This is a genomic window from Pseudomonas sp. ef1 (assembly GCF_007293365.2).
Classification (GTDB): Bacteria; Pseudomonadota; Gammaproteobacteria; order Pseudomonadales; family Pseudomonadaceae; genus Aquipseudomonas; species Aquipseudomonas siliginis.
In genome coordinates, this window is record NZ_CM129815.1 from 4,080,930 (window position 1) to 4,100,970 (window position 20,041).

The 20,041-nt window shown below is 58.7% G+C and carries 20 protein-coding genes; 14 read left to right on the top strand and 6 right to left on the bottom strand.

Annotation, left to right across the window (positions count from 1 at the left end):
* The first annotated feature begins 77 nt into the window (after positions 1-77).
* The 4 genes from FEE99_RS18610 to FEE99_RS18625 all read left to right on the top strand — a co-directional run bounded on the left by FEE99_RS18610 (position 78) and on the right by FEE99_RS18625 (position 4,681).
* On the top strand, positions 78-596 hold the full coding sequence (locus tag FEE99_RS18610; RefSeq protein ID WP_038862146.1) for a sigma-70 family RNA polymerase sigma factor: 519 nt from the start codon (positions 78-80) through the stop codon (positions 594-596).
* Complete coding sequence (locus tag FEE99_RS18615) at positions 583-1,563, top strand: FecR domain-containing protein (protein WP_052392208.1); 981 nt, start codon at positions 583-585, stop codon at positions 1,561-1,563. Before FEE99_RS18610 ends, FEE99_RS18615 begins: the two co-directional genes overlap by 14 nt.
* Positions 1,564-1,684: 121 nt before the next feature.
* Positions 1,685-4,075: a TonB-dependent siderophore receptor gene (locus tag FEE99_RS18620; protein WP_041480344.1), complete on the top strand. Its 2,391-nt coding sequence runs from the start codon at positions 1,685-1,687 to the stop codon at positions 4,073-4,075.
* Between the two features lie 120 nt (positions 4,076-4,195).
* A complete protein-coding gene (locus FEE99_RS18625) occupies positions 4,196-4,681 on the top strand; it encodes a DUF6130 family protein (RefSeq protein WP_041480343.1) in 486 nt (161 codons plus the stop codon).
* 59 nt (positions 4,682-4,740) lie between these two features.
* Here FEE99_RS18625 and FEE99_RS18630 read toward each other — a convergent pair whose 3' ends face one another.
* Positions 4,741-6,195, bottom strand: a complete 1,455-nt coding sequence (locus FEE99_RS18630; RefSeq protein WP_041480342.1) for a TrkH family potassium uptake protein — start codon at positions 6,193-6,195, stop codon at positions 4,741-4,743.
* 218 nt (positions 6,196-6,413) lie between these two features.
* A complete protein-coding gene (locus FEE99_RS18635) occupies positions 6,414-7,406 on the bottom strand; it encodes a TerC family protein (RefSeq protein WP_041480341.1) in 993 nt (330 codons plus the stop codon).
* Between the two features lie 348 nt (positions 7,407-7,754).
* On the opposite strand from FEE99_RS18635, the gene FEE99_RS18640 reads away from it, so the two are divergent.
* The 6 genes from FEE99_RS18640 to FEE99_RS18665 all read left to right on the top strand — a co-directional run bounded on the left by FEE99_RS18640 (position 7,755) and on the right by FEE99_RS18665 (position 11,937).
* Positions 7,755-8,510 (top strand): bestrophin-like domain, encoded by a 756-nt coding sequence (locus tag FEE99_RS18640; RefSeq protein WP_041480340.1) that lies wholly within the window; start codon positions 7,755-7,757, stop codon positions 8,508-8,510.
* Positions 8,511-8,834: 324 nt separating this feature from the next.
* Positions 8,835-9,392 (top strand): GTP cyclohydrolase I FolE, encoded by a 558-nt coding sequence (folE, locus tag FEE99_RS18645; protein ID WP_041480339.1) that lies wholly within the window; start codon positions 8,835-8,837, stop codon positions 9,390-9,392.
* Between the two features lie 45 nt (positions 9,393-9,437).
* A complete protein-coding gene (locus tag FEE99_RS18650; RefSeq protein WP_041480338.1) occupies positions 9,438-9,980 on the top strand; it encodes a DUF3833 domain-containing protein in 543 nt (180 codons plus the stop codon).
* The gene (locus FEE99_RS18655) at positions 9,977-10,687 is read left to right on the top strand and encodes an SDR family oxidoreductase (protein ID WP_041480337.1); all 711 of its coding nucleotides are present in this window, start codon (positions 9,977-9,979) and stop codon (positions 10,685-10,687) included. Before FEE99_RS18650 ends, FEE99_RS18655 begins: the two co-directional genes overlap by 4 nt.
* Before the next feature lie 14 nt (positions 10,688-10,701).
* Entirely contained in the window at positions 10,702-11,007 is a 306-nt protein-coding gene (locus FEE99_RS18660; protein ID WP_016774774.1) for a DUF6482 family protein, read from the top strand.
* A gap of 126 nt (positions 11,008-11,133) precedes the next feature.
* On the top strand, positions 11,134-11,937 hold the full coding sequence (locus FEE99_RS18665) for a DUF1206 domain-containing protein (protein ID WP_016774775.1): 804 nt from the start codon (positions 11,134-11,136) through the stop codon (positions 11,935-11,937).
* Positions 11,938-11,979: 42 nt separating this feature from the next.
* Here the strand turns inward: FEE99_RS18665 and FEE99_RS18670 are convergent, their stop codons facing one another.
* Entirely contained in the window at positions 11,980-13,272 is a 1,293-nt protein-coding gene (locus tag FEE99_RS18670) for an Nramp family divalent metal transporter (protein WP_370695140.1), read from the bottom strand.
* 274 nt (positions 13,273-13,546) lie between these two features.
* Between FEE99_RS18670 and FEE99_RS18675 the strand changes: the two genes are divergently transcribed.
* On the top strand, positions 13,547-14,680 hold the full coding sequence (locus FEE99_RS18675) for a lactonase family protein (RefSeq protein WP_041480335.1): 1,134 nt from the start codon (positions 13,547-13,549) through the stop codon (positions 14,678-14,680).
* A gap of 118 nt (positions 14,681-14,798) precedes the next feature.
* Entirely contained in the window at positions 14,799-16,040 is a 1,242-nt protein-coding gene (locus FEE99_RS18680; RefSeq protein ID WP_041480334.1) for an MFS transporter, read from the top strand.
* Between the two features lies 1 nt (position 16,041).
* Here FEE99_RS18680 and FEE99_RS18685 read toward each other — a convergent pair whose 3' ends face one another.
* Both FEE99_RS18685 and rclC read right to left on the bottom strand, forming a co-directional pair.
* Entirely contained in the window at positions 16,042-16,269 is a 228-nt protein-coding gene (locus FEE99_RS18685) for a DUF2790 domain-containing protein (protein WP_041480333.1), read from the bottom strand.
* A 30-nt stretch (positions 16,270-16,299) separates the two neighbouring features.
* Positions 16,300-16,875 (bottom strand): reactive chlorine resistance membrane protein RclC, encoded by a 576-nt coding sequence (gene rclC, locus FEE99_RS18690; RefSeq protein ID WP_041480332.1) that lies wholly within the window; start codon positions 16,873-16,875, stop codon positions 16,300-16,302.
* A 125-nt stretch (positions 16,876-17,000) separates the two neighbouring features.
* Between rclC and FEE99_RS18695 the strand changes: the two genes are divergently transcribed.
* Together FEE99_RS18695 and FEE99_RS18700 are read left to right on the top strand one after the other, a co-directional pair.
* Positions 17,001-17,906 carry an AraC family transcriptional regulator gene (locus tag FEE99_RS18695; RefSeq protein ID WP_041480331.1) on the top strand — a complete coding sequence of 302 codons (906 nt, stop codon included), beginning with the start codon at positions 17,001-17,003 and terminating at the stop codon, positions 17,904-17,906.
* Between the two features lie 155 nt (positions 17,907-18,061).
* Positions 18,062-18,838, top strand: coding sequence for an alpha/beta fold hydrolase (locus tag FEE99_RS18700; RefSeq protein WP_041480330.1), 777 nt, complete (start codon positions 18,062-18,064; stop codon positions 18,836-18,838).
* 27 nt (positions 18,839-18,865) lie between these two features.
* Here FEE99_RS18700 and FEE99_RS18705 read toward each other — a convergent pair whose 3' ends face one another.
* Entirely contained in the window at positions 18,866-19,786 is a 921-nt protein-coding gene (locus FEE99_RS18705; RefSeq protein WP_041480329.1) for a LysR family transcriptional regulator, read from the bottom strand.
* Positions 19,787-20,041: the final 255 nt, after the last annotated feature.

Sequence of the window (20,041 nt, forward strand, 5' to 3'; positions counted from 1 at the left end):
CGCAACGTATTTGCCTGATGGCCCAACGCCTGAGTAGAATGCGATTCATTATCAATCATGTATGTCCCGGGATGCCGATGCGTAGCGACGAAACACTAGGTACTGCAGATCCAGGGCTGCTCTATCGCACCCACTTCTCGTGGTTACAGGGCTGGCTGGTCCGTCGCATTGGCTGTCGCGATAATGCCGCAGATCTGGCGCAGGACACCTTTGTGCGTGTGCTCAAACACCGTCATCAGTCCGGCGCCCTGCGCGAGCCACGTGCTTATTTGAGCAGCATTGCCCGAGGGTTGATGATTGATCAGTATCGTCGTCGCGAACTCGAACGCGCCTACCTGGAAAGCATCACCTTGCTGCCTCAACACGAGGTACCCTCGGAAGAAAGCCGGTTGATGATTCTCGATGCGCTCGAGCGCATAGACCGTCTGCTTGACTCGCTTAAACCAAGAGTTCGTCAGGCGTTTTTATTTGCCCGACTCGACGGTCTGACCTGCGCACAAATCGCCGAAAAGCTCGGAGTTTCCCGCGCGACGGTGGAGCGCGACCTGGCCACGGCCCTGCAACACTGCTACCGCTTGCGTTATGTCGAGGCCTGAGCCTGAGGCGCTGGATCCGGCCATTGTCGAGCAGGCAATCCAATGGCTGGTGCGCCTTCGCTTCAATCAAGCCGATGAACAGACACAGCGCACGTTTGAGCACTGGCTCCAGCAGCGCCCGGAGCATGGGTTGGCGTGGCAGCGTGTGGAAACGCTGGGAGATGAATTCGAAGGCGTGCCAGCTCAACTGGCTCGACAAACCCTTAAGGGCGCCCAACATGGAATGCGCCGGCGGGAAAGCCTGAAGCTACTGGGCATATTGGCGACCGTCGGCACGGCAGCCTGGCTCGGCCGCGACTACACCCCCCTGCCCTCCATGCTTGCACAGCAGCGCAGCAGCACCGGCGAGCAACGACGTTTCCAACTCGACGATGGCAGTCTTATCCAGCTCAATAGCGATAGCGCCGTCGACAGCGATTTCGACGCCCAGCGGCGCCTGATCATCCTGCGCCGTGGTGAAATCATCGTGAATGTCGGTGCGGATCAACACTCGCCGCAAGCGCGACCACTCTGGGTGCAATCACGCGACGGAATGATGCGAGCCCATAGCTCGCGCTTTCTGGTCCGCGAGCGTGACGACGGCACTCTGGTCGCGGCCCAGGAAGGATCAGTCACGGTGTTCCCCGGCTCCAGTCGAACGCCTGCGAGCCGCAACGTTCTGGCAGGAAACCAACTGCTGTTCACCCCAAGCGGCACCCGAACGTTCAGGGACAACGGCCTCGATCTATGGGCTTGGGGTGACGGTGTGATCAGTGCGAACCATATGCGCCTCGGTGACTTCATCGCAGAGTTGTCGCGTTATCGCCCAGGAGTCTTGCGCTGCGCCGAAGAGGTCGCTGATCGACGCGTTTCCGGCACCTTCCAGCTCGCCGACAACGATCGGGTCCTGGCATTGATCGCGCAGTCACTGCGCCTGCACATTGATTACCGAACCCGTTATTGGGTGACCGTAACCGCTGCCACCTGAGTCCACCCGAATATTTTTTCGCTACCTGAAAAATAATGAGGTGGTTTCTCATTCTCGTTCGACCTCTAAGGAAGGCCGGAATACAGGCCAGTCTGCCGATGTCCTTTCTTGGAGCGAGAAAATGAGTTCGTCCCCGGTTTCACAGCGCCATCCTTTGAGTCGTGCCTTGCACGGTGCGATTTTGGGTTTGATCGTGAGCAGCTATGCATTGCCATCGCTGGCGCAAACCTCGGGCGCTGACCACAGCGATCAAGTCAAACAGTGGAATATCGCCCCCGGGCCACTGGCGCCAGCGCTTGACCGCTTTGCGCGCGAGGCTGGCATCAGCCTCTCCTTCGACGCCTCGAGTGTGGCGAACCGCACCACGGCTGGCGTGAATGGCTCGCTCGAAACTTCGGCAGCGCTGTCATCCTTGCTCCAGGGCAGCGAATTGCAGATCGAACAGCAAGGCCCGAATGCTTACCTGCTGACCCCTCAAGCAAAAACCGCCGGCCCACTGGAACTCGACGCAACGGCCGTCGAGGACTACCGCCTCGCCCCGCTCATCATCAATGCCAAGGTTCGGGTCAGTGCCGACGACGACGCCAACTCGGTGGTGGCCAAGGAGCTCTGGGTTGGCGGCAAGGTCGCCACCAGCATTCTCAATACACCGGCATCGGTGTCGGTGGTGACCAACAAGGAAATGCAGCAACGCAGCGTCAGCACCACGGAAGAAGCGCTGCAATACACGCCGGGCGTGGTCAGCGACTTTTATGGTACGGATGATCGCAACGACTATTTCCAGATCCGCGGCTTCCAGGCCACCACCTACCGTGACGGCTTGACCCTCAGCTCAATGCGCGGCGTACGCGAAGACCCATTCGCCTATGAGCGCATCGAGATTCTGCGTGGCGCCAACTCCACCCTGTTTGGCCCTGCGGACCCGGGCGGTTCGGTAAATTTCGTGACCAAACAGCCGCGCTTCGAAAAGTTTGGCCAGGGCTATGTGACCTACGGTTCGTTTGACCATGTCGAGACCGGCATCGATGTCGGCGATGCGCTGAACGACGAGAAAACCCTGGCCGGCCGTTTTACTGCCAAAGGCCAGAACAGCGACCGCGAGTACGATCACTCGCAGGACGACAACCAGTTGTTTATGGGTGGCCTCACCTGGGCACCGACGGATTACACGTCGGCCACTATGATTCTGGACTACCTGAAAACCGAGAGTTCGCCCAACAGCGGCGGCTATCCACTGGATCGGGAATACGACCGCAGCAAGTTTTATGGCGAGCCCAGCTACAACTTCCACGATGTCGAGCGCACCAGCCTCAGCGGTAACGTCACCCATGATTTCGACAACGGTTTCGTGCTGCGCAGCAATCTGCGTTACAGCAAGTTGACCGATGATTTTGGCTACGTGTACCTCAGCGACAGCGCCGCACGTGTCGGTACCACCGTTGATCGATACCTGTTTGGCACCGACACCGAAGCTGACCAGTTCAACGGCAATCTGATGCTGCAATACGATGCCCGCTTCGAGAACATCGACAGCAGCAGCCTGGTAGGCGTGGAGTACCTCGATTCGACCACCAAGGAAAGCTCGGTCTACGCCCTGACAACCCCGATCGATATTGCCAACCCGGTGTTTACTGGCGTTCCACGCTCAATCGCGCCGTATGCCGTCAACAAGCGAGACGCGACCACAAAGGCCGTCTTCCTTCAGCAGAACCTGTCGTTCTACGAGCGTTTCATCGTCACCGGAGGCGTGCGCAACGACTCGATGGACCTGACCAGCAAGGGCTTGCAATCCACCGAGAAAGACAACTTCTCCGAAACCTCCTACCGAGGTGCGTTGACCTATATCGTCAACGATGAGGTGTCCACCTATGTGAGCATGGTCGAATCCGTCTCGCCGCCGCAGGTTGGCGTAACACCGCAGACAGGCAGGCAGTACGAAGTGGGCGTGAAGTATGCGCCGATGGGAATGGATGCACTGTTCTCCGCCGCCGTGTATGACCTGACCCAGGAAAACGTCACCATCGCCGTGGTGCTGCCGAGCGGCATCATCGAGCAGCAGACGGTGGGTGAATCACGCGCGCGTGGCCTCGACCTGGAGGCCAAAGCGCAGGTGACGCAGAATCTCAGCCTGATCGGTGGCTATTCCTATATGGAGTCCGAGGTACTGCGCGGCTCGTTGTATGACGGCAGTTCTCTGAAGGGCAACGAGTTCGCCACGGCACCCAAGCATTCCGCCTCGCTCTGGAGTTACTACGACGTGCCCGCCACTGATGTCAGCGTGGGCCTGGGTGCGCGCTACGTCGGCGCTTATTACTTTGATGCAGCCAACTCCGGCAAAAGCGATGGCACTACCCTGTTCGACGCCGCCTTCAACTACAAGATCGCCAAGGGCACCGACCTGGCGGTGAACGTCAGCAACCTGCTGGATGAGCAGCACGTGGTCGGCTCCGGCACGGCGAACTTCTACAACCCGGGCCGCGAGATTACCGCCAAATTGAGCTACAACTGGTAATTAGGCGGGTATCCTATTTTTTCGTAGAGGAAACGGTGCCCGCGTTACCGCGAGCACCGTTAACTACGGGCATACCCAGCTTGATTTACGCTTGAATGAAATCACGCGGAGAAACAGATCATGTTCCTCGCTCCCGGAAGTCTATTGGCCCTGGCTTTGGGTGTCTGCTTTTGCACATCCGTGCTCGGACAAGGGGCAGCAGACAGCGATTCTCCACCGGCGATACTGCCATTGGCATCCGAAAGTGCGCCGAGACTCATTGCCTACCCGCCGCTTGCCGAGCCACTCGCCCGTGGAGTGGTCATCATCCAGTTTCGAACAGAGCACGCCAGGATCATGCCGGTTTTTGGCAGGGTGGCTGCTGAGGTATCACCACGCTTAGGTCACCTTCACGTGACCGTCGATGACTGGAAAGGTACGTGGGCGCACACCAGTGAAGACCCGATTATCCTGGTCGGGCTAACCCCCGGTGCTCACAAGGTTCTCTTGGAAGTGGCCGACCCGACGCACCAGATCATCACCAGTACGACAGTGAGTTTTACAGTACCGGAGAAGACACCGATGGACGCTCCCCGTACTGACGATCATCACGCGGTAAAACCATGACTGCCGTGCTACTCACCGAAACAGGTAATGATCGGCGTCTCTGCCAGCGAATGACTAGCTCAATACCTCCAGAAAACCGGGGTCACGAGCACCAACACCGTCAGGATTTCCAACCTGCCTAGCAGCATGCCAACGGTGAGTAGCCATTTGGCCGCATCTGGCAGTGACGAGAAATTACCTGCCGGTCCAATAATGGTGCCCAGGCCGGGGCCGACGTTACACACCGCCGTAGCGGCACCGCTCAGGGCGGTAATCCAATCAAGCCCGATCAGCGCCAGGCCCAAAGCGATGGCGGCAATCGTGATGGTGAAAAAAAACGAGAAGGTCAGCAGCGAGCGGACGATTTCCTCATCGATGGGATGGCCGTTGTATTTTTTCTGAATCACGGCTCGAGGGTGGATCAACTGCTTCAAGCTGCTGACCAGAAGCGCGGCGGCCACCTGAAAACGGAATATTTTCAGCCCGCCGGCCGTTGAGCCGGAACAGCCTCCGACGAATGTCAGATAGAAAAACAGCAAAACAGCGAAGCTGCCCCACAAGGTGTAGTCGCCAACCGCAATTCCAGTGGTCGTGACAACCGAGGTCACATTGACCGCCACGATACGAAACGCATCCCACCATCCGTAGTCACTGTGCAAATACAGCCAGGTACCTACAGCCAACGATGTGACGAGCAGGAATCCAATAAACCCGCGTACCTGGTGATCCTTGATCAGCGCACGTCGATTGCCCCGACATGTCGCGACATACAAGGTGAATGGCAGACTGCCCAGGATCATGATGACCACCGCCACCCAGTGAATTGCTGGCTGCTCCCAGTGCCCGAGGGAGGAATCCGACGTTGAGAACCCGCCGGTGGAGATCAACGACATTGCGTGGTTGATCGCTTCGAATGAGGTCATTCCTGCGAGCCAGAGCGCCAAAGTGCCGATACCCGTCAGGCCCAGATAGAGCAAAAGGATGTACTTGGCTGCGACATGAGAACGTGGTGTCACTTTCTCCGACCAGTCCGAGGATTCTGTCTGGAAAAGACGCATGCCGCCGACTCGCAAGAGCGGAAGAATCGCGACAGCCATGCCGATAAAACCGATGCCGCCTAACCAATGCAGCATGGAACGCCAGATCAACAAGCCGGGAGAGGCGCTATCCAGACCGGTGAGTACCGTCGAGCCAGTGGTTGTGATGCCCGACATCGTTTCAAAGAACGCATCGGTGTAGCTGATATCGCTGATGAAAACCATGGGTAACGCTGCGAAGGCGCACACAACAACCCAGCTCGCGGTAGTCAGCAGGTACATGTCCCTGGGCCGAAGATTGCCGGTCTCCGGACGCCCTCGCACGATCAACAGCAGACCACAGATGCAGGTAATCAGGCTCGACCAGAGAAAGGCCGACAGATCGTCGCTGCGCTCATGAACCACCAGCGTGACCATGGGTATAGCCATGCTTACCGCCAGGGTGATCAGAAAAATACCCAAGATGAAGCCGATAAGCCGAATTGCTGCGAGGGACATCACGATAGCGTTCCAAATTAGCGCCGCGCAGTATCGGATGCCCTCAATAAAGACTGCGTAAATTCTCCGTAAAATTTTGACCTGCAATCAGTCAGGCTGCGGGAGTCAAGGCGTAGCCATGGGGCAATTACAAATCTCCCAACAGGCAGAAATCGCCAAACCCAGAGCGCTCACGCGGGGTTGGCGAATTTCGTTTAGCGGCCGACTCCTGCCCGGATTCAAACCTGCGGGCCAGCGGAGTGCTTGCCGCGGGTTTTCCACAGCGAAAGCAGCACACCGCCAAGCAGCAAAGTCACCGTCACGCTCAGAGACAGGACTGCCGGAATCTTGCCGATGATGCCGACCATGAAGATCTTGCCGCCGATAAACACCAGCACCAGCGCCAGGGCGTACTTGAGGTAGGCGAAGCGGTGGATCATCGCCGCCAGAGCGAAATACAGCGCACGGAGGCCGAGGATGGCGAAAATGTTAGAGGTGTAGACAATGAACGGGTCCTGGGTGATGGCAAAGATCGCCGGCACGCTGTCGACGGCGAATACCAGGTCGGCACACTCGATCAGCACCAAGGCCAGGAACAACGGCGTCGCCCAGACCACGGACTTGCCACTGGCATCGGTCTGGCGAACGAAGAAGTGCCCTTCATGCAAGCGATCGGTCACGCGCATGTGCTTGCGCAGGAACTTCACCAGCAGGTTCTCGCTAAGGTCCGGGTGGGCATCGATCTTGCTGAACAGCATCTTTACCCCGGTCAACAGCAGGAAGATGCCGAACACATACAGAATCCAGCTGAACTCGGCGATCAGCGCTGCACCCAGGCCAATCATGATAGCGCGCAGCACTATTACACCGAGAATGCCCCAGAACAGCACCTCGTGCTGATACTTACGCGGAATTGAGAGAAAGCTGAAGATCATCGCCATCAGGAAGACGTTGTCCATCGACAACGATTTCTCGATCAGAAAGCCGGTGTAGAAATCCATCCCGGCATCACCGCCCTTGACCTGCCAGACCCAGAGGCCGAACAGCAAGCCGGCGGCAATATAGCCCGCCGACAGCAGCAGGCTTTCACGGACGCCGATCTCTCGATGCTCACGGTGCAGCACCCCGAGATCGAAGATCAAAAGGCCCAAAACGATGCTGACAAAAACGAGCCACAACCAAGTGGCGGTGCCGAGAAACTCGGCAAAAAAGAACGGTTCCAGGGCAGTCATGAGCCCCCTCCTCTAGTGTCGAAGTTGTACAAACTGCAACTCCGACATGGCAGCTATTCGCTGTCAGAGGGGCCCGGCGTTGTGAGGAAAAATTTAGAGAGCCGTGTGTGATTTCTCAATCGATCAAGAGTTGCAAGTTATTTCACAATGGCAGCCTCGTCAGAGGTTGAACTGACTATCGTCAGAAACTGAACGTACGGAGATCGATCACAATCTTCCGGTGATCAGCGCTGGCGTTCACACCGATATTGGAGCCATTGCCGACCTGCAAACTGACGACCAGGATTCGCGAAGAACCTGGCGGTCTATCCTTCAAGACTTGACTCATATTGATCGAGGCACTGCTGTATGAACTCTCTATGGATAGCACTGGCTATTTTCGGATGCCTCGTCGCTGCCTCGCTTCTCATGATGCAGTGGTACCCAAAGCTGGCAGCCCAGCACAGGGACGACGAAACCAACTCCGTGATTCGTCTGGTCGCCAACATTTTTGTGGTGATGACCTCGCTGGTTTTTGGCTTGATGATCAATTCTGCCAAAAACACCTTTGAGTCTATTGATGCGAACTTCCATGGGTATGCAACCAGCATGATCATCTTTGATCGGACACTGCGGGGCTATGGCGATGCGGCGCAAGACACGCGAAATCGCCTGATCACCTATCTTGAGCGCGCTATCGAGACCCCCTATCGAGGAGACGAGGCGCTGCAGCACCGTAACAGCGAGGCGGCTAAATACCTGGATGACATAGGTAAGTCTTTGGCCCTTATAAAGCCTGCAGACCGCTACCATGAAACGATGCTTCAGGATATTCGTCAGCAATATCATTCGCTCATCGAGCAACGCTGGAGGATCGTCGAACAGTCAGAGGGAGCGATTCCTGGCCCGCTGATCGGGATGCTTGTAGCCTGGTTGACGCTCATCTTCGCCAGTTTTGGCTACCGCGCTCCCCGTAATTCGATGGTGAGAGGAATGTTCATCATCTCGTCATTGCTCATTGCAGCTTCCGTGTACCTTGTTTTGGACATGGACATACCATTTCACGGGCCTATCCAGATATCCGACGAGCCCCTGCGCAGGGCACTCGCGGTAATGCGGCTCTAGGGGCTAGCGCTCTGAGTCGTGGCCTCAAGATGAATCACGCGGAGTACGCTTGTAGCCGATAGCTGCCAGTCGCCACCGGCAGTTATCGATCCCGAGTAGCTATCAGGCGAGATGCCCGCACATCGGCGCCAAGCAAGCCACTCCCCAAACCTGGCCCCAGGTTTGTCCTGCCTGAAATCCCAAACCCGCACAAAAAAATCACCGATTCATTGTCAGTTGATTTTTTTCGGCCTATCTTGAATAAAACCTATACAGGCAACCTGTATGCGTACAACCTTTTCGCCAGACATTGGCCCTCACGCAGCACCGCCACGAGTGACCCGAATGAGCCCACTATTAGCCAGCCATTACCGTGAAATCCTCGTTGGCGTCGGCGAAAACCCCGAGCGTGAGGGGCTTTTGGATACACCCCAGCGCGCCGCCAAGGCGATGCAATACCTGTGCAACGGTTACGGGATGAGCCTGGAAGATGTCACCAATGGCGCGCTTTTCGAGTCGCAGAGCGATGAAATGGTGATCGTCAGTGATATCGAGCTTTATTCGCTGTGCGAGCACCATATGCTGCCGTTTATCGGCAAGGCGCATGTGGCGTATATCCCCACAGGCCGGGTGTTGGGGCTGTCGAAGGTAGCGCGGGTGGTCGACATGTTCGCGCGGCGCTTGCAGATCCAGGAAAACCTCACTCGGCAGATTGCTCAGGCGATCCAGCAGATCACCGATGCCGCCGGCGTCGCGGTGGTCATTGAAGCCAGGCACATGTGCATGATGATGCGCGGCGTCGAGAAGCAGAATTCGATCATGACCTCCTCGGTCATGCTCGGTGCCTTTCGCGACAGCTCGACGACGCGGCAGGAATTTCTCCAGCTCATCGGACGGCGCTAGGCCTATACATAATCTGTTACCTGTACAAGCTCAAGGAGTAGGCACATGACCCGATTTCTGCTGCTGTTAGGACTGGCGCTCAGCATCGCAAGCTGCGGCAGTGTCGATGTTGCTCGTTACGCGGACCAGCAACCGGCATTGAATCTGGAGCAGTTTTTCAGCCAGCCCGTCAAAGCCTGGGGGATGTTCCAGAAGCGCAACGGCGAAGTGGTCAAGCGTTTCGAGGTTGATATCGCCAGCCGTCGTGAAGGTGAAAACCTGATCCTCGACGAGCGCTTCCGTTACAGCGACGGCACCCGTGAACGCCGAGTCTGGACCCTCACTCCCGGGGGCAATGGTCAGTGGAGCGGTCGCGCGCACGATGTGGTCGGGGTTGCTCAGGGCCAGATCGCTGGAAACACCTTCCACTGGCGTTATCGCCTGAACCTGCCAGTCGACGACTCGACCTACGAGATGAGCATGGACGACTGGATGTACCTGGTCGACGAGGACACGCTGATCAACCGCACCCGTATGTCCAAGTGGGGTTTCGAAGTCGGTCAGGTGACGGTGTTCTTCCGGCGCCAGAACGCTGGGACGAACCCATGAGCAGTGGGTTGACCCTGGCCTCGTTCGGCGACGGTTATCGCGCTCTGGTGATCGGCGCCAGTGGCGCCCTCGGCACGGCGTTTTGCCAACATCTGCAACAGGATCCACGCTGCGCCAGCGTCCGTGCGCTGGGACGCCAGACTGTGCCGAAGCTCGACCTCGAGCAACCCGAAACGATCGCCAGCGCCGCCGCTGAACTGGCAGGCGAAGCGCCGTATCACCTGATCATTCACGCGGCCGGCCTCCTCCATCGTGACCGGATCAAGCCGGAAAAAAGCTACAGCGCGATCGACGCCGAGTCGCTGCAGGCCGTGTTCCAGGTCAACACGCTGGGGCCTGCATTGCTGCTGCGCGACTTTCTGCCATTGCTTGCACCTCAAGGCGCGATGGCGATGCTGTCGGCAAAAGTCGGCAGCATCGGCGACAACCGTTTGGGCGGCTGGTACGCCTATCGTGCCTCCAAGGCTGCGCTGAACATGCTGATAAAGACCGCCGCCATCGAGCTTTCGCGCACGCGCCCGCAGAGTCGCTTGCTCAGCCTGCACCCGGGCACGGTGGTGTCGCCGTTGTCGCAACCTTTTCGCGGGGCCGCGAGCGCCCGCCCGGCAGACATTGCCGCCGGGCAATTACTGAGTCTGATTGACACGCTAACGCCGGCCGATAGCGGCCATTTCTTCGCCTACGATGGAGAACGCCTGCCCTGGTAGGCAAGGAGTGAAGCATGAATCTGCAAACCCTCACCGAACGTGCGGCCAACAGTGAAGTTCGCGAACTGGAGCTGCTGTCACTCGAAGGTGGTTTTTATCTGGCGAGGATTCGCGTGGATCAAGGTCAGTTCACCTTGCTCGATGACGCGGCCAAGCCAATGCACCTGCGCTCGATCACTCACCTGCGCGACTTGCTGCAAACCGTGCCGGCGTTTCCCTGCGTGTTGGTGCAGCAATGCGTGCACGACGAAATGTGCGGTCGGGATTCAGGGCCGGTAGAAGAGCTGCGCATTCCATTTTCGCTGACCACACCTCTATGAGGCTCAAGCGCGGCGAGCACTGAATGGCAGGCTGATAAGGCGCGCGTCGCCCACGGGCGACGCATTTATCGAACCCCTGTCCCGTCCACGGGTCTGCTTCACATCGATTCCCTGGAAGTAAACCCCATGTCCACTCAACACACGCTTGTCCTGCTTGCCCGAGGCGGATACGCCGCGCGCGGCGTTCTGTATCTGATCATCGGCATCTTCGCGCTGTTGGCAGCGCACGACTCCACCAAACCGAAAGACAGCCACAAGAGCCTCGAAGCATTACTCAGTCAGCCATTCGGCTATGTGCTGATCGGTGTTGTGGTCGCCGGCCTGCTGGCCTTCGCCGCGTGGCGTGCGCTGCAAGCGATCCGCGATGTCGACCACCACGGCAGCGAGTTCAAAGGTCTGGTCATCCGTGCAGGTTTGCTTGCTGGCGGTCTGGTCAATGCGGCGCTGGCCTTCTTTGCCTTGGGCCTGTTGGTGAGTGGCCTCAGGAGTTCGGGCGGTTCCGGGGATGGCAAGACCAAGGATCTGCTTGCGCAGCTGCTGTCGTTCGAGCATTCGAACCTGTTGATCTACCTGATCGCGCTGATCCCGCTCGGCGTCGGTATCGCCCACATCATCAAAGGCTGGAAGGCCACGTTCGAGAAATACTTCGAGGCAGATGACGAAGTGATGCGTTACGTGCGCCCGGTGTCGCGCTTTGGCTTGATCGCCCGAGGCGTGGTGTTTATCGAGATTGCAGTGTTAATGGCGGTCAGTGGCTCGGTTTACCAGGCAACCAATCCACCCGGCATGAAGGAAGCGCTGGATGCTTTGCAGAATCTGCCGGCAGGCGGCGTGCTGTTGATGCTGATGGCCTTGGGGCTGATCGCGTTTTCGGTGTACAGCTTTTCCGAAGCGGCCTGGCGCCGGATCGAAATGGATGTGCCGTTGTAGGCGGCGATTCGAGGGGGCGTGTGCCCCCTCGACTGCGCCTCATCAAGTAAACAGATCAACGCCCAGCTGAAAGGCCACCCAAAGCGCCAGACCCGTGGCAAACAACAGCGCGATGTTTTCAAACAGGTTGTTGCGGTATTGCTTGTCCAACAACGATTTCTGGTTGGACATGATCAGCAAGCCCAGGGAAATCACCGGCAAACCAATGATATTCAATGCGCTGACACCAATGGTCAGGGTGACGAAATCCGGCATGCCCGGCATCGACCAGATCAGCGGCGTGACCAGGATGAACAGCATGAACCACTTGTGCATCGGGTCGTGATGGAACTCTTTGCCGTACTTCTCGCGGCGCTCAGGACGAACATGCTGGAAGGCATCGGTGATCAGCATCGGAAACGCTGTGGTCTTGCCTGAAATACTGGCAAACAAGGTCGCGAAAACGCCGATGAAGAACACATACCAGCCAATCGGGCCGAAGAAGATTTCCAGTGCCTTGCCCAGATCGCCCAAGGTTTTCACCTCTATGCCGTTGGGCCGCAGGATTTCCGCGCCGACGATCCAGATCGCCAGGTTGATGATGATCCCGACGAACACCGCAAACAGCAGATCGTTACGCTGAATGCGCTTGTGCTGCGGCCCGGTCCAGCCTTTCTGGCGCATGACATAGGGGTGCACGAAGTTGGCGATCGAACCGGCAACCGCGCCGATTACCGAGACCGCCACCAGCAACGCGCCATGCACGCCTTCGTCCGGCGGAATGCTGAAGCCGATGGTGCCTTTGATGATGCCGCTGACATCCGGGCCGGACATCACCGCCAGGGCGATGAACGCCAGGGTCATGATCGCCAGCAGCAGCTTCATCACCCCTTCGATCATCGTGTAGATGTTGCGCCCGACCAGCATCCAGACCGCCAGTACCACCGCCACCGAGCACAGCAGTGGCTGATCGATCTTGAACAGCATCGCCAGCGACTCCCCTGCCCCCTTGATCATGTAGGCGTTCATCAGGTGCCCCATCAACAAGGCATAAACCAGCATGAACCAGGCAAACACCGGGTTGAGCTGGGCGTAGCCCTGCAGAATGGTCATGCCTTGGTTATTGCACAGCTGGAACCGGGCAATGATGTTGACGATCAGGTACCTGAGCAACAGCGAGACCGCCAGCACCCACATCATGGCGTAGCCGTAGTTCGCACCGGCCACGGAGGATGTGATCAGGTCACCCGCACCGAGCCACGACAGCACGGCGATAATGCCGGGGCCGAGCAGTTTCAGCGTTCGCAGGAACAGGTTTTGCGGTTTCGCAGCGGCCTGATGATCGAGTGGAGCCATGCTCGTCATAGGGGTATCTCCGTTATTGTTTTTGTGAGAATTGATGCATTGCGCACATTAGGTAGGATGTCGTACAACAACGCTAACAGGAGAGTATGTAGAAATGTGTCAACCCTCAATGGCGACTAGCCTCTCCGATCATTTTTGCTGATAAAAATCTTCTAATACGCGCCTATGAATAAGCGTAGCGACCTTATAAGGCTCACGAAATAGACATTGATGCCCCTGCCAATCACTCATAGGATGACTGATCACAACAACAGTAAGGCTGAAAATGATGAACAGAACGCTCTTGATTGCTGCGCTCGCCTCCACGTTGAGCGTGACGGCCAATGCCGCTACCTACGCTTACATCTCAAGCCCCGGTGACGGTCTGATCTCGCAGTATCGCCTTGATCAGAACAACGGCGCGCTCACCCTGGTCGAACAGATACAGGCCGGTGATCAGGTCAATCCCATGGCTCTCTCCCCGGATGGCAAGGTGCTGTTTGCAGCCTTGCGCGTCAAACCCTTTCAGGTGCTGGGTTACCGGATCGATCGCCAAAGCGGTCGCCTGACAAAATTCACCCAAGCGCCCCTGGCAGAGAGCATGGCTTATCTGTCGACCGATCGAAAAGGTCGCTACCTGCTCGCCGCGTCCTACGGCGCCGACACCCTCAGCGTTCAGAAGATCGGCGAGGATCAGCAACCTTCCGCCGATATCGTTCGCTACAAGACCGGCCTGCATGCCCATTCGATTCGTACCGAGCCGAGCAATCGCTTTGCCTACGCTGGCAACCTGGGCACCGACAAGGTGCTGCAATATCGCCTGGATGCCAAGACTGGCGAGCTCAGCCCGATCGGCAGCGGCTCGGTCAGTGTTCCGGAGAAAACCGGGCCTCGGCACCTGGCGTTCTCGCCGAACGGCAAATTCCTTTACGTCGTCGGGGAAATGAGCGGCACCGTGACTGCGTTTTCAATCGACGAGGCCAGCGGCGCGTTAACGCAAATCGCTGTGGCCAACGGCATTCCCGAACGTTTGCAACTGGCCCAAGGCGAAGTCCGTGATGCGCGCAACAACGACCTCAAAGACGACCCGACCCCGCGCATCTGGGCTGCCGACCTGCGCATGTCGCCGGATGGAAAACTGCTGCTGATGAGTGAGCGCACCAGCAGCAGCGTTTCGGCATTTACCGTGGATCCGGCAACCGGAGGACTGAAGTTCCTCGATAACTACTCAGTGCAGGAACAACAACCACGCAACATCGCCTTCTCCCCCGATGGCCACTGGCTGCTGGTGACGGGCGAGAAAAGCGCCAAGGTCGGTACGTACGCGGTGAGCAAGGATGACGCGCTGAAGCGTGTCGGTGAAGCGGCATCCGGCAAAGGCGCATTGTGGATCGAGATACTGCAAACGCCTGACGCATGAATATCTGCGGAGCAGCAACTGCTCCGCCGTCCTGCAACTAATCCCCCGCCGCTTCGGTCATTAGGTTTGCCGAGGTTGATACATTTACGCATACCTCCCGTTCAAGAGACTGCCCCCCGTGATCAGCCATCTCGATCGCCGCAACAACCGCTCGCTGGACAGTCTGAATTTCTTTCTCGCCGATGTCCGCGACGGCCTCGGGCCGTACCTCGCCATCTACTTGCTCGCCGTGCACCACTGGGACCCGGCCAGCATCGGCGTGGTCATGACTCTCGCCGGTATCGCCGCGCTGGTCACGCAGACACCGGCCGGTGCGCTGGTTGACAACAGTCGGGCGAAACGGGCGCTGGTCATCATCGCCGCGCTGTTGGTCACGGTGAGTTGTCTGCTGCTGCCGTTCATTTCGTCATTCAGTCTGGTGGCGTTGACCCAAGCCTTGAGCGCGGCGGCAGCATCTATTTTTGCCCCGGCCATTTCCGCGATCACCCTGGGCATCACCGGCCCGCGAGCATTCACCCGACGCACCGGTCGCAACGAGACGTTCAACCACGCCGGCAACGCGTGCGCAGCGTTATTAGCCGGTTTGTTTGCCTATCTGTTCGGTCCGGTGGCGGTGTTTTATCTGATGGCGGTCATGGCGCTGGCCAGCGTGATTGCCGTGCTGTTCGTCTCGGCCGAGGCGATTGATCATGACGTCGCACGCGGGTTGCAGCCTGGCGATCAAAGCCATCAGCCGTCCGGATTCAAGGTACTGCTGAGCAATCGCCCGTTACTGATGTTTGCCCTGTGCTGCGCGCTGTTTCACTTGTCCAACGCGGCGATGCTGCCGCTGGTGAGCCAGAAACTCGCCCAAGCCAACTTGCACATGGCCACGCCGCTGACGTCGGCGTGTATCGTAGCCGCGCAACTGGTGATGGTGCCAATGGCGCTGCTGGCCGGCGCGAAAGCCGATGTCTGGGGGCGCAAACCGTTATTGCTGGCGGGTTTTCTGATCCTGCCGCTGCGCGGGTTGCTCTACACCTTCTCGGATGATCCGTATTGGCTGGTCGCGGTGCAGTTGCTCGACGGCGTCGGCGCTGGTTTGTTCGGCGCGCTGTTCCCGGTGATGGTCAAGGATCTCACCCTCGGCTCCGGGCATTTCAATGTCAGCCTCGGCGCGCTGACCACAGCGTTTGGCCTGGGCGCGGCGCTGAGCAATGGGCTGGCCGGATTTGTCGTCGAGGCCGCCGGTTACAGCGCGGCATTCCTGACCCTCGCCGGAGTCGCAGCGGCAGCGTTCCTGCTGCTGTTGATCGGTGTCCCGGAAACGCTGCAGCGGACTGAGAAATTCGAGTCCGGTGCAGTTATGGGCCAAAGCTGAGCTAATCGCCACCGCAGCCATCGCCTAAAACGCTGTACGTGGCAACATGCCGCTGACCGTGGCTGTCTTCATAGACGACCTCCACCGGAACAATTCCGCAGGCGGCGCTGGTGTCGGTGATGCTGATGGTTTTGGCGATATCCAGTGGCACGCCGGTCTGTGCAGGTTCGGTGGCGGCGAACACGTTGCCGGCGAGGATGGCCAGGGTCAAAGCAAAAAGCGTTTTCATGGTGTGATCTCTCTATAAAGGATGGGGAATTCAGGCCTGACGTTCGGTCAGCAATTGGCGCGCGGAATCAGCCATTACCGGCAGTGCTCCGGCGAGCATCAGGACGTCCTTGAGCACCAGGCGCCCGGCACCGGACAGATAGGGAAAACCGTGCTGACCATCACCCAGCGCAGCGACCCAGGCTTCAGGAGTGGTGATCAGAAAGCTCAGGGTCACCAGCGGCGTGGCGAACGCTAAGGCACCGCCGAGCAGGCCGGTACGGCGAGAAAGCGGATTGGACAGGACCAGCAGACCGATGAGAATTTCCACCACGCCAAGCCCGGTGGAAAAGCCGTAGGTGTTGTTCGCGGTCTGCCAGGCGCGCTTTTCGGCGTTCAGCTCGCCCTCATGGGTCAGGTGCGCCTTGTAGTCCTGCGGGTGTTCGTAGAAGAACGACATCACCGGGCTGTTGGCGACGAAGGGCGTGATGCTGTCGGCTTCGTACGGGACGAATTTCAGCGCGCCGATCCACAGGAACACGATGGCGATGGCCTCGCGCATCAGCGGGATGCCGAGGCGATCGAGTTTGCCGAGCTGTTGTAGTCCGGCGTTGATTGAGGTGAACATGCGGCTTCTCCAGATCAATGAAAGTGGAGTCAGTCTGCAGTGCTATCGAATCGCGCTTTTGTCGGTCATGCTCAACGTCTTGCTCAATCGTCTCAACTTTGCGGATTCCTTCGTGATGGGTGCCAATGAACTCGCTCGATAAGCTCATCAGCCTGGCCAACGTGCGCGGCAGTCTTGATCTGCGTTGCCAGTTCCAGGGCGACTGGGCGCGCGATCATCAACAGGAAGCCTTGGGCAAGGCGCCCTATCACATCGTGCTCAAGGGTGAATGCCGGGTTGAGCTGGCCAGCGGACAACGCCTGGCGATGCGCGCCGGCGATATTCTGCTGTTGCCACGGGGGACGCCGCATGTGCTGCACAGCGGCGGTAAAGATGTAGCGCCAATGCTGCCAACGCTGATTCCCGGCGGGGTGTTGCCGATCTATCGGCTGGGTGGCGCGAGCGCCGATCTGGACATGCTTTGCGGTGGCTTTCATTACAACCGCGCATCGATGCTGTTCGCCGCCCTCCCCGATTACCTGTTGATTGCCAACGATGGCTTACCGATTGATGCGCCGCTGACCGCCCTGATTGCGCTGTTGCGCAGCGAAGCCGACAGCGAACAGCCGGGTGCACGGTTCCTCCTCGACTCACTGTCCCAAGCCTTGTTCACCTTGATCCTGCGTGCGCACCTGGCGCGTGCCGATCACGACAAAAGCACCCTGGCGCTGCTCGGCGACCAGCGCCTCGGCCGCACCTGTCAGGCGATATTGGCCGACCCGGCGCACGAATGGACCATCGAGGCCATGGCCGACACCGCGAACATGTCCCGCGCGACGTTCATGCGCACCTTCGCCCGGGTCGCTGGCGTGTCGCCGTGGGTGCTGCTGACTCAATTGCGCATGGAGCTGGCATTCAGTCTGCTCAGCCATTCGCATCTGGGCCTGAATGACATTGCCGTGCAGGTCGGCTATCAGTCGCAGGCTGCCTTCAGCAAGAAATTCAAGGAAATCTACGGCGAGGCCCCGGGCAAGGTCCGCCGCGCGATCTGAGCGGATGGATCGCTTTGTATCAGCGTGTAGCTTTCGCCGCCCCAGATACACACGCATGCGAAGTTCGGCCGTGCGCACACACAACTGACATATTTAGCGCGCTAAATACCACTGTCGCTTCCATTCCTACCTTAACCAATCGACAGGACATCACCATGAACAAAGTCTTCGCAGCCCTCGCCCTTACCGCCGCCATGTTCGGCGCCACCGCTGCGTTCGCCGCGCCGGTCAAACCTACCGTGGTGCTGGTGCACGGTGCCTTTGCCGATTCGAGCAGCTGGAACGGCGTGGTCAAGATTCTCGAGAAGGATGGCTATCCGGTGATCGCCGCTGCCAACCCGCTGCGCTCGGTCAAGGGTGATGCGCAATCGGTGGCGGATGTGCTGGCCAGCGTGAAAACCCCGGTGGTGTTGGTCGGCCACTCTTACGGTGGCCCGGTGATCAGCGAAGCCGCTTACGGCAATGCCAATGTCAAAGCGCTGGTGTACGTCGCAGCTTTTGCACCGGAAAAGGGTGAAACCGCAGCCGAATTGTCCGGGCGTTTCCCCGGCAGCACCCTTGGCCCGACCCTGTCGGCCCCGGTTGAGCTGGCCGATGGTGGCAAGGATTTGTACATCCAGCAGGACAAATTCCACGATCAGTTCGCTGCCGATGTGTCTCAGGCAGATGCGAAGTTGATGGCCGCCACGCAACGCCCGGTGACCGTCGCCGCGCTCAACGAAGCCGCCACCGAGCCTGCATGGAAAACCGTGCCGTCGTACTTCGTCTACGGTGACCAGGACAAGAACATCCCGGCGCAAGCCTTGGCGTTCATGGCCGAGCGCGCGCACTCCAAGCAGACCGTCGTGGTCAAAGGCGCTTCGCACGTGGTGATGGTGTCCAACCCGAAAGCCGTTGCCAGCCTGATCGAAACCGCTGCGGCCGCGAAGTGATCCAGCGCTGAGTTGAACCTTGAAGCCTTAGCCGTGAACCCTGTTCACGGCTTTCAGCGCTGGGTGGTGTTGCAGCCGCTCGCTGAGGAAATCGACAAACGTGCGCACCTTCGCCGGTACGCGCGGATGTTTCAGATAGACCAGTTGCACCGGTAACGCCGGCGGCTCAAAGGCCTCCAGCACCAATTCCAGTTCACCGGCCGCGACCTGGCTGGCGACTTGATAGGACAGCACCCGGGTAATGCCCCAACCGGAGCTGGCGATGTTGATCGCCGCCTGATTCGCGGTGACCACCAGACGCGGCTCGAAGCGAAAACTCAACGGGCCATCGGCATGGGCGAATTGCCAATCGCTGAGCAAATGACTGGCGGACGACATGACGATATTGGCGCGGCTCAGCTCGTTCGGATGTTGCGGTCGGCCATAGCGGGCGAAGTAATCGGGCGTACCGCAGATGACCTGCCGGACCTCGCCGACCTTGATTGCATGCTGATTGTTCTCGTGCAAATGGCCGATGCGCACGGCGACATCGATACCCTCTTCCGCCATGTTCACCACGCGATCAACCAGCAAAGCCTTCAGATGCACCGAAGGAAACGCATCGACGTATTGCGCCAGCAACGGCGCGATGAACAACTCGCCAAACAACACCGACGCGGTCACGCTCAAGTGCCCGCACGGCACCCGATAACTGCCGGCAGCGGCCTCTTCGGCTTCGTCGACGTCGCACAGAATTCTTCGGCAATCGTCCAGATAACGATGCCCGGCTTCGGTCAGGTGCAGGCTGCGCGTGGTGCGCGACAACAGACGCGTGCCGATGCGTTGTTCCAGCGCAGCAATGGCGCGGGTGACGCTGGGTGGCGAGGTGTTCAAACGCCGGGCCGCCGCCGCAAAGCCACCCTCCTCGGCCACGGCCAGGAACATGCGCATTTCCTGAAAACGATCCATAGGCGGGAACCTGTAAAAAACCTCGATAACACAGTGAAATCATGTGGGAGCGAGCCTGCTCGCGAAGGCATTCTGTCAGTCAACATCACCGTTGAATGACACACCGCTTTCGCGAGCAGGCTCGCTCCCACAGGGGTTGGTATACACAGATGAATTTGGGCAATGCTTCAACTCCCGCCAGTACGCCCGCACATTCGGATATTTCTCCAGCGAGACATTGTCTTCCAATACATGGAGGGCACAGCTGACGCCAAA

Coding starts and splice junctions, on each gene's coding strand:
- FEE99_RS18610 (WP_038862146.1), top strand. CDS start 78: ATGCGTAGCGACGAAACACTAGGTACTGCAGATCCAGGGCTGCTCTAT.
- FEE99_RS18615 (WP_052392208.1), top strand. CDS start 583: ATGTCGAGGCCTGAGCCTGAGGCGCTGGATCCGGCCATTGTCGAGCAG.
- FEE99_RS18620 (WP_041480344.1), top strand. CDS start 1,685: ATGAGTTCGTCCCCGGTTTCACAGCGCCATCCTTTGAGTCGTGCCTTG.
- FEE99_RS18625 (WP_041480343.1), top strand. CDS start 4,196: ATGTTCCTCGCTCCCGGAAGTCTATTGGCCCTGGCTTTGGGTGTCTGC.
- FEE99_RS18630 (WP_041480342.1), bottom strand. CDS start 6,195: ATGTCCCTCGCAGCAATTCGGCTTATCGGCTTCATCTTGGGTATTTTT.
- FEE99_RS18635 (WP_041480341.1), bottom strand. CDS start 7,406: ATGACTGCCCTGGAACCGTTCTTTTTTGCCGAGTTTCTCGGCACCGCC.
- FEE99_RS18640 (WP_041480340.1), top strand. CDS start 7,755: ATGAACTCTCTATGGATAGCACTGGCTATTTTCGGATGCCTCGTCGCT.
- folE (WP_041480339.1), top strand. CDS start 8,835: ATGAGCCCACTATTAGCCAGCCATTACCGTGAAATCCTCGTTGGCGTC.
- FEE99_RS18650 (WP_041480338.1), top strand. CDS start 9,438: ATGACCCGATTTCTGCTGCTGTTAGGACTGGCGCTCAGCATCGCAAGC.
- FEE99_RS18655 (WP_041480337.1), top strand. CDS start 9,977: ATGAGCAGTGGGTTGACCCTGGCCTCGTTCGGCGACGGTTATCGCGCT.
- FEE99_RS18660 (WP_016774774.1), top strand. CDS start 10,702: ATGAATCTGCAAACCCTCACCGAACGTGCGGCCAACAGTGAAGTTCGC.
- FEE99_RS18665 (WP_016774775.1), top strand. CDS start 11,134: ATGTCCACTCAACACACGCTTGTCCTGCTTGCCCGAGGCGGATACGCC.
- FEE99_RS18670 (WP_370695140.1), bottom strand. CDS start 13,272: ATGGCTCCACTCGATCATCAGGCCGCTGCGAAACCGCAAAACCTGTTC.
- FEE99_RS18675 (WP_041480335.1), top strand. CDS start 13,547: ATGATGAACAGAACGCTCTTGATTGCTGCGCTCGCCTCCACGTTGAGC.
- FEE99_RS18685 (WP_041480333.1), bottom strand. CDS start 16,269: ATGAAAACGCTTTTTGCTTTGACCCTGGCCATCCTCGCCGGCAACGTG.
- rclC (WP_041480332.1), bottom strand. CDS start 16,875: ATGTTCACCTCAATCAACGCCGGACTACAACAGCTCGGCAAACTCGAT.
- FEE99_RS18695 (WP_041480331.1), top strand. CDS start 17,001: ATGAACTCGCTCGATAAGCTCATCAGCCTGGCCAACGTGCGCGGCAGT.
- FEE99_RS18700 (WP_041480330.1), top strand. CDS start 18,062: ATGAACAAAGTCTTCGCAGCCCTCGCCCTTACCGCCGCCATGTTCGGC.
- FEE99_RS18705 (WP_041480329.1), bottom strand. CDS start 19,786: ATGGATCGTTTTCAGGAAATGCGCATGTTCCTGGCCGTGGCCGAGGAG.